Below are 8,501 nucleotides of genomic sequence, written 5' to 3' on the forward strand. Positions count from 1 at the left end.
TTATTTTTCTTTTTGCGACGATGACCGATCAGGTTACACTTCATCTGGACGGGAAACCCTGTCAGTTAAGCATACTCTAGATATTGATTTAAGATTGCGGCTGTAGCTAGACCGGTTTTTTGCCAACTAAACTCATTGGCTCGTTTTTTGCCTAGATGACTTAATTTTGACTGTAATTGTCGATCTTGAGCGATAATTTTTAGGGCATCGGCTATGGACTCGACTCGATAGGGATCGATTAAAATTGCCGCTGTTGCCGTGACTTCTGGCAAAGATGACAAATTTGAGGTAATGACGGGTGTACCACAGGCCATAGCCTCTAAAACGGGCAATCCGAAGCCTTCCCAGAGACTGGGGAAGACTAAAGCAGTGGCTTGACTGATCACCTTGGGTAGGTGATCGTAGTGGATATAGTCGAGGAATTTAATGCGATCGCTGACTGCCAATTCTCGCGCTTGTTGTTGTAAATTGGGGGTATAACGGCGATCAAAGCTGCCGGCAATCCAAAGATGATAATCGCTTAAATCTGGAGGCAGTTGGGCAAAAGCGGCGATTAAACGCGGTAAATTTTTATAGGGATTGGGACGACCGAGATAGAGAAAATAGGGATGCTCTGGCTTATTATCTTCAATAGGGCGAAAGTGATGATGATCGTAGGCTAGGGGAATAGAAGTAATTTTATCGGCGGGAATTTGATAATATTCAGTGATATCTTGGGCCGTTGCCTGAGAGTTACAGATAATATGTTTTGCCTGTTGTAATACCTGCGGCACATAATAACGGAAATAGTGAGTTAAGGGGGAAGTAAAACTGGGAAACCGCAGGGGAATTAAATCGTGGACCATGACGACAAAGCGACAGTGAGAATTTATCGGTGCTTCCGGAAGGGGAGAAAAGAGTAAATTGGCGTTTAATTGTCGGTAAATTGACGATAACTGCCACTGAGTCCAGAGTAAGCGTTTTAAATGACCTTTCGCTCCTCGATCGGGGCCGAGACCCTTGGGGATAGAATAACAGTTAAAGTCGGGATAACTATTAGCCGTTAGTAGGGTTGGTTCTAAATTTTTCAGGTAGGGTAAGAGGTTAAGAATGTAGGTACTGATTCCCGTGGGTTGGGGAAAAAGTACCGAGAGATTAATTAATAACTTATGCTGTGTATTCACTAATTACCCTGTTGATATTTGCTGAGAATTTCTGAGATATATTGGTAGCCTTCCAGTCCAATAGATTTAATCAGGGAGGAACGTTCCAGACTGAAAGTCTGTTCAAAAGCTGCGATATTTTTGCCGCGAATAACCGTTAATAGACTAGCAGCTTGTCGCCATTCTACTGCACCGATTTCGTGTAGCCAATACATTCCTAGAGAACCCATATAAATGGCCTGTTCAAAATTCTTGTCTTGATAGTAAGCTTCCCCTAAATAAGTTAGTAATAAACCTTGCAGATATACATCTCCGTAGTATTTGGCTGATTCCAATCCTTGCAGGAGAATATTAATCGCCTCTTGGGTTCTTTCAAGGACAAGATATGCTAGACCTAAACTGCTACAACAAAGGGATTTACTCTGCCAATCTTGGAGACTTTCCGCTAACTTTAATCCCTGCTGTAAATACTCGATCGAACTTTGATAAATTTCGGGATCATATCTCTCTAACTGTTGCGCTTCCTGTACCTGACTATAACCCAAATTAGCTAAAGCGTTAGCCTGTCCTAAACTATTACCCTGTTGGCGACTTAAAATTAAAGCTCTCTGACTTAAATTAATCGCTTCTGTATAGTTTTTTTGGATAGCATTGAGACGCGATAAATGGTTTAAATTAGCTATTTCACAAGCAGAGTCCTGCTGTTGACGAGCAATTTCTAAAGCTTGTTGATGACATTCTCTGGCCTGTGGATAGTCGCCGCGAATGCGATTAGAATAGGCAATTAAAGTTAAAATTCTCGCCTTTTCTCCCGTACCTTCCACATAACGCAGAGGAATTGATAAATAATCTAAGGCCTCCTTGAGATAACTGCCAGAAAAGGAGGCAAAAATTCCTCCGTATAAAGGAAAATAATCCCGTTGAGCAAAGGTTCTTAGAATTTGTAAAGCCATCTGAAAACAGCCACGACTATAGAGGGAATTTTTACTAACTTGCTCGAAACTATTGGTTAACAGTGACCAAATTAAAGCAAAGGTGAGAAAGGTAGAAATGGATAATTTGGCTCCCAGTTTTTCGCTATAGATACGCTGATCAAAAAAGTTAATTAGTCCTCTCTGGATATATTGAAAAACAATAGCAGTTTCTACCCAATCGGCTAAAGTTAAATCCTGAGTGATAGAATCAAAAGCTTGTTGATTAGCTAAACTTTCTAATACTCGTTTTAACCAGGAGGGATTAACTTTACTTGCCCAAATTTGCCAGGGTGTCACTCGATCATTATCATTAGTAAAACCAAGATGGCGATTTTGTTCGTAGAGCCAACTGGTGAGATCATTCGATAAATTTGACCAAGTATTTAACCCCAGATTAATCCCCGTGGCAATTTGCCATAAATCCGCTTCTCCCCGCTGCTGAGCAACTGTCTGTAAATGCTTGGCTAACTGTTGTAATTGTTCTAGGGTTAAAGCATTACTTTGATTGGGATCAATTAAATTCACTAAAGTTAGTAAACGATCCTCTCGATCGATTTTCACCAGACTATCGATCGCCGCTGCAGTCAGAGAATTTTGCTGATTGGTTTTTTGATATTTTTCCCATTCACTTTCGATCGTTTCCAAGGCCCGTAAAACCCTAGTCGCTTTAATTTTTGTTTCTAACTGTGAGCGAGTAACGAGCATTTTTTCGGTTAAACAACGCTCAAAAATTTCTCCTGTGCCATTTTTTACTCCCTCGGCTAAAAGGTTATAAACCTGTGATTTAGCCCTAATTTTTCCTTCTAAAGTTAGATTGACAATGCGCTCAATTAGTGCATTATAAGTTTCGTTGAAGTTATCTCTATTTTCTGTCATAGGGTTTTTTTTCAGTTATCAGTAAACAGTAAACAGTAATCAGTGAAAAGACAGTAGTAAACTTCTAAGCTGTACTGAATTTAAACTGCGTAGGGGAAATTTTAGTACAAATGCTCAAACTCCCTCTCCCCGCTCCCAACTCTGGTGCAGTCTTAACGAGTAATTTAGATAGTCAACAGCTGATTTAATGCTGCACACTTAAAACTTAAAACTTAAATCTGATAACTGATAACTGATAACTGATAACTGATAACTGATAACTGATAACTGATAACTGATAACTGATTCAAGACTGACTACTGTTGACCAAAGTAATTACTGTTACTTCGGGGGGACAAAAAAGACGACCGGGAAAATAGGTTCCTAAGCCGCGATTCACATATAATTGATTTTCCCCGACTCGATGAAATCCCTCGGACCATTGCCAGTATCGGACTACTCTGCTGAACTGCCGATGAAAGGGGACCCATGGACGATATGGTTCAGGCAGCGATCGCCTAAATTCCTCTAAAACTATCGGTAGGGAACCCATACCGGGGATAGTCACTTGGCCTCCGTGGGTATGACCAGATAACTGCAAATCCACGCGCAAATCCCTTAAAACCATGGCTGTATCGGGATTGTGGGAAAGGACGAGTCTGGGTATATCGGGAGAAATTTGCTCGAGGATTTGCGGTAAAAATTCCCCGGACCAATAATCGGCCAATCCGACGATGGGAAAATTTTCGCCGTAGGGTGTGACGATTTCATTCCAGAGTACCCGAATTCCCACGCTAGTTAGGGCCGATATGACCGTTTCCCTTGCCTGCGGAAGATAACTGTCATGATTTCCTAAACAAGCATAAATACCCCCTTGACTTTTGAGAGCTTTTATGCTCTCGACTAGGGCAAAAATTGGCCTGGGACTATCGGTAATAAAGTCCCCCGTCAGGAAGATGAGATCGGGTTTTTCCTGATTAGTAATGGCGATCGCTTCTTGCAGGACAGCTACAGGCAAATGCTGTTCATCGCAGTGCAGATCTGACCACTGCACCAACTTGATCCCTTGCAGATGTGCCGGTAGGCCGGCAATTGCGATCGTTAATCTTTCTACCTGTAAGGATTCTAGCCAAAAGGGTCGCATCGGTGAGCCTTTGTCGGTGAGTAGTTACCAGTCTATCAATTATTTCCCGATGGGGTTGTTGGGGGATGCTTCCGCAAACATCCCTCTTTTGACCATTAGCCTGGAAATTTACTGATAATTCTCTCCATGGCGGCCTCGACGTTGGCACGACTATTAAAAGCCGATAGCCGGAAATAACCCTCTCCGGCGGCCCCAAAGCCAGATCCGGGGGTCCCCACCACATTACAGGTATGTAGCAGTTTATCGAAGAAATCCCAACTCGACAGACCCTGGGGCGTTTTTACCCAAACGTAGGGCGCATTTACGCCGCCATGCACTTCTAAACCGGCGGCGGTTAATTTTTCTCGGATAATTGTTGCATTTTGTAAATAAAACTTGACAAGTTCTTGTACTTGTGCTTGTCCTTCCGGGGAATAAACCGCCTCGGCCCCCCGTTGGACAATGTAGGAAACGCCGTTAAATTTGGTCGATTGCCGACGATTCCACAGTTTCCAGAGTTGCACATCCGTCCCGTCGGCCGCTTTGGCCATGAGACTTTGGGGAACCACGGTTAAAGCGCAACGGGTCCCGGTAAAACCGGCATTTTTAGAAAAAGAGCGAAATTCGATCGCACATTGCCGCGCCCCCTCGATTTCATAGATGGAATGGGGTAAACTGGCATCGGTGATAAAGGCCTCGTAGGCTGCATCAAAAAAGATAATCGATCCATTTGCCCTAGCATAATTAACCCAAGCTGTCAAGTGTTCTTTGGTAGCGGTGGCCCCGGTGGGATTGTTGGGAAAACAGAGATAGATTAAATCGACTTTTTCCGTCGGAATCTGGGCAGTAAAGTTATTTTCGGCGGTAATTGGCAGATAAATCAAGCCCTCGTATTCGCCGCGTTCGTTGACCTCTCCCGTGTGTCCGGCCATAACGTTAGTATCAACGTAAACGGGATATACTGGGTCGGTCACGGCGATCGAGTTATTATCCCCAAAAATATCGAGAATATTGCCCGTATCGCACTTAGAACCGTCGGAAATAAAGATTTCATCGGCACTTATCTCACAACCGCGAGCCTGAAAATCATGGACGGCGATTTTCTCCCTTAACCAAGCATAACCCTGTTCGGGACCGTAACCCTTAAAGCTAGAGCGATCGCCCATTTCCTCCACTGCTTTGATCATGGCCTCGCGACAAGCTTGGGGCAAAGGTTCGGTGACATCCCCAATCCCCAGACGGATAATATTAGCATCGGGATTGGCTGCCGCAAAAGCTTGGACTCGTCGGGCAATTTCCGGGAAAAGATAACCCGCTTTTAGTTTTAAGTAATTACTGTTAATGGTTGCCATAATTATTATTCTCGTTTCAGTCGCAACCTTTAATTCTATAATAGTCAGTCATCGGCCGTCAGTTTCGATCGCCCTCCTTGATGCACTAAGCTAAGAGGCATTTAAACCGCTTATTCTTAGATTAGCCCGCCCCCCTTGCCCCCACCCCCCCTGCCCCCCCTGCCCCTAGGGCTGATTCATTCTCTAGTTTGATTCCTTGTTTGTCTGTCTTCAATCGCTTACGGGGCAAGCAAAGCAAGGCATTTTAAAAATTTTTCAGATATTTGTTCTGAGAAATTGACTGAAAACCTTGCCAGATAAGGATTTGATTGAATGACATTTGCGAGAATGAAACGACCCTAGGGGTTGGGGGGGTTGCCTCTTGCCTCTTGCCTCGTCTCAACAAGCAATTTAAATTACGAACAGCTTAGGATTGGGTGTAGGCGGTTGTCTTTCGATATACAATCAGATCAAAACCTCTTAATAATTGACATTAGTATGGGTGAATCAAAACGTCGTCAATCGGCCCTGGGTGATAAGTATGGACAGCAGGAAAATATCCTGCCTTGGCTACCGATTACCAAAAGTCAAGCAGCCCAAGCTTACAAGTTAACCACTAGGGGGGCATGGATTGGTATAGGAGTTTTAGCCGGGGTTTGGGTGGTTATTCGCTTTGTCGGGCCGGCTTTCGGTTGGTGGGATGTCCAGTAAACAACAGCCCTCTTCGGTTTGGTGGGTAAAATGTATTCTAAGATACAGTCCTGCGGGCGGTCGCAACGCGCTCGCTACGCGAGATCGAGTGGAATGAACCACAAAGACACAAAGGACACAAAGAGCTATCCTATATAAGTTAAACTTATCACACAAAGAATAAGAGAGCCAATCGTCTTTTTCCCTAATCCCTAAAAGTTGTCCTTAGTCTTTGTGTACTCTACAGTTTTCAAGGATACAGAGAAAAGCGAGCTGCAAAATTACTTCTTTCCCTTCTCCTCTCTGCGACTGTAGCGCCTCTGCGTGAAACAAAAAAATATAACACTCATGCCCGAATCACAGTAATTCTATATTGATTTTCTGTCACCACAACTTCAGTTGATAACCTTTCTTCCATTGGTAAGGCATTTTTGCGCCTATCAAAGATAAATAACCAACCAAAATCTAAACCCAAACGCCCTAAATAAGATTCTAATTGTTCAATTCCATCAGCTTGCGGATCGCGTTTTTTATCCCGCCATACTTTTAATTCAATCCCTAAAGTTACATCTTTATACTGTAAACATAAATCCATTCTATCGCTACCAATTGCATATTCCCTTTCTAAAACTCCCCCACCATTAACCACACGATGTAAAAAAGCAATTAATACAATATGTGGCGCAATTTCATGATAAGCAGCACTACTTAATAATGGTTCGACCTGTTGTCGCCAAAACTTGAGAAATGCTGTTAATAAACCATCAATATTTAATTCACCTTTTGCCGTCAACCAACTAGGACTAATTAAAGGTAAACTGTCCTGAGTTCCTTGTACTAAAACCCGGAGAATAACTTCACGATAAATGGGGTTAGAAATAACTAATCCCCCCATCGGATCACGTCGTAATAATCCTAAATCTATTAAATATTGGCGATCATCTGCTAGAGTATCGGGTAAGGTTTGCCCTGCTAAAATTGGTTCAATAATGTTTTTAACTCGTTTTTCTCTGAGTTTTTCCGCTAAACTATCTAAATGAGTATCCTGACGAGCTATTAATATTTCTTTGGCTGTTAAAATGTGTTCTTTAGTAATAGCAATGTTTCTATCTTTTAGCATTTTTTCGACAATTTCTTTAGCTAAAGCATTGACTAACCAAGGTTGTCCTTGAGTTAAATCAAACGCTGTTTCTATAGCTTCTGGTGTGAAAATTTGTCCAGTTGCTGCTGTATGTTGTTGATATAATTCTCCCACTTCTGCAAGATTAAAATTTCGCATAGTCAGAGAAGCAACTTTTATATTAAAAGGACTGGATGTATTTAATCTATCACTACCTCCCGATGCTACTTTATAATCTCGCACATCTCGTAAACCAATTAATCCTACTGATGAGGGAAAATTTTCTGGACGATTAGGAAAACCATCTCTTAACTGTCGTAAAACTGATATTAATGTTTGGTCTTGTAAAGAGTCAATTTCATCTATAAATAATACTATGGGGCAATTGATAGCTTTTGCCCAATCTGATAAAAAAGCCTTAATTCTGCTTCCTGGTTCTTCCTGTTGCCATTGTTTAACAGGTGGTTGTAATTCTTTAGGTAAGCGAATATTTATTGTATTATACCAAGTTCCTAAAATTGCCAATTCGGCGGCAGTAGGATCATGATTAAATGCACTTCCTACTTCTACGGATACCATGACTGCGGCATAATTTCCAGTATTGGTAAGTTGTTTTGCTAGGGATAACATGGCTGTGGTTTTCCCTGTCTGTCGTGGTGCGTGTAGGACAAAATAACTACGTTGTTGAATTAGTTCCTTTAAATCTGGTAATCTGACTGTGGGAGAGAGCATATAGTGGATATCGTTGGAACAGGGACCGGCAATATTAAACCAGCGAGTCATAGAATTTTGGTAATAGGTGAACTCTTTAAGTTTACACATTTATTTGGAAAAGTTTATTTAAAATAATTCAAATAATACTGCTTGACATAAGGTAACACATAAGTTACTATAGCAGTATGTCTATTATAAAAGTTCAAGAATATCTTAAAGAAGATGGTTCAAGTCCTTACCAAGAATGGTTTAATAGTTTGGATGTCCAAGCTGCTGCAAAGGTAACAGTTGCTAAGTCTCGTTTGGAATTAGGCAATACATCAAATGTTAAATGGTTTGATGGAATTGGGGAATATAAGATTGATTGGGGTCCAGGATACCGGATTTATCTAGCTCAAGATGGTAAACAGCTTATAGTATTATTTGGTGGAGGAACAAAAGAACTCTTGCAAATTAATTATATGTTATAATGATGGGTTAACTAATTTTCCCAAAAAAATTAGTTAACCCGTACATTTGTCCTGAATGAAAACTTGAAGTTTAACTTTTAAC

General features: G+C 41.6%; 7 protein-coding genes. 2 read left to right on the forward strand and 5 right to left on the reverse strand.

The window, feature by feature from the left end; genetic code table 11:
* Positions 1–65 precede the first annotated feature (65 nt).
* The 4 genes from H6F92_RS24085 to H6F92_RS24100 form a co-directional block, all read right to left on the reverse strand.
* Positions 66–1,163, reverse strand: coding sequence for a glycosyltransferase family 4 protein (locus tag H6F92_RS24085; protein ID WP_190359779.1), 1,098 nt, complete (start codon positions 1,161–1,163; stop codon positions 66–68).
* Positions 1,163–2,992, reverse strand: coding sequence for a tetratricopeptide repeat protein (locus H6F92_RS24090; protein WP_190359780.1), 1,830 nt, complete (start codon positions 2,990–2,992; stop codon positions 1,163–1,165). The genes H6F92_RS24085 and H6F92_RS24090 overlap by 1 nt, the downstream gene beginning before the upstream one ends.
* Positions 2,993–3,278: 286 nt before the next feature.
* Entirely contained in the window at positions 3,279–4,115 is an 837-nt protein-coding gene (locus tag H6F92_RS24095) for a metallophosphoesterase (protein ID WP_190359781.1), read from the reverse strand.
* Positions 4,116–4,210: 95 nt separating this feature from the next.
* Complete coding sequence (locus tag H6F92_RS24100; protein ID WP_190359782.1) at positions 4,211–5,446, reverse strand: LL-diaminopimelate aminotransferase; 1,236 nt, start codon at positions 5,444–5,446, stop codon at positions 4,211–4,213.
* A gap of 477 nt (positions 5,447–5,923) precedes the next feature.
* On the opposite strand from H6F92_RS24100, the gene H6F92_RS24105 reads away from it, so the two are divergent.
* Positions 5,924–6,136, forward strand: a complete 213-nt coding sequence (locus tag H6F92_RS24105; protein WP_190359783.1) for a DUF2839 domain-containing protein — start codon at positions 5,924–5,926, stop codon at positions 6,134–6,136.
* 325 nt (positions 6,137–6,461) lie between these two features.
* Here H6F92_RS24105 and H6F92_RS24110 read toward each other — a convergent pair whose 3' ends face one another.
* On the reverse strand, positions 6,462–8,018 hold the full coding sequence (locus H6F92_RS24110; protein WP_190359784.1) for an AAA-like domain-containing protein: 1,557 nt from the start codon (positions 8,016–8,018) through the stop codon (positions 6,462–6,464).
* Between the two features lie 116 nt (positions 8,019–8,134).
* Between H6F92_RS24110 and H6F92_RS24115 the strand changes: the two genes are divergently transcribed.
* Positions 8,135–8,419 carry a type II toxin-antitoxin system RelE/ParE family toxin gene (locus H6F92_RS24115; protein ID WP_199308315.1) on the forward strand — a complete coding sequence of 95 codons (285 nt, stop codon included), beginning with the start codon at positions 8,135–8,137 and terminating at the stop codon, positions 8,417–8,419.
* Positions 8,420–8,501 lie beyond the last annotated feature (82 nt).

The organism is Microcystis wesenbergii FACHB-1317 (assembly GCF_014696875.1).
Taxonomy (GTDB): Bacteria; Cyanobacteriota; Cyanobacteriia; order Cyanobacteriales; family Microcystaceae; genus Microcystis; species Microcystis wesenbergii_A.

Coding starts and splice junctions, on each gene's coding strand:
- H6F92_RS24105 (WP_190359783.1), top strand. CDS start 5,924: ATGGGTGAATCAAAACGTCGTCAATCGGCCCTGGGTGATAAGTATGGA.
- H6F92_RS24095 (WP_190359781.1), bottom strand. CDS start 4,115: ATGCGACCCTTTTGGCTAGAATCCTTACAGGTAGAAAGATTAACGATC.
- H6F92_RS24115 (WP_199308315.1), top strand. CDS start 8,135: ATGTCTATTATAAAAGTTCAAGAATATCTTAAAGAAGATGGTTCAAGT.
- H6F92_RS24100 (WP_190359782.1), bottom strand. CDS start 5,446: ATGGCAACCATTAACAGTAATTACTTAAAACTAAAAGCGGGTTATCTT.
- H6F92_RS24110 (WP_190359784.1), bottom strand. CDS start 8,018: ATGACTCGCTGGTTTAATATTGCCGGTCCCTGTTCCAACGATATCCAC.
- H6F92_RS24090 (WP_190359780.1), bottom strand. CDS start 2,992: ATGACAGAAAATAGAGATAACTTCAACGAAACTTATAATGCACTAATT.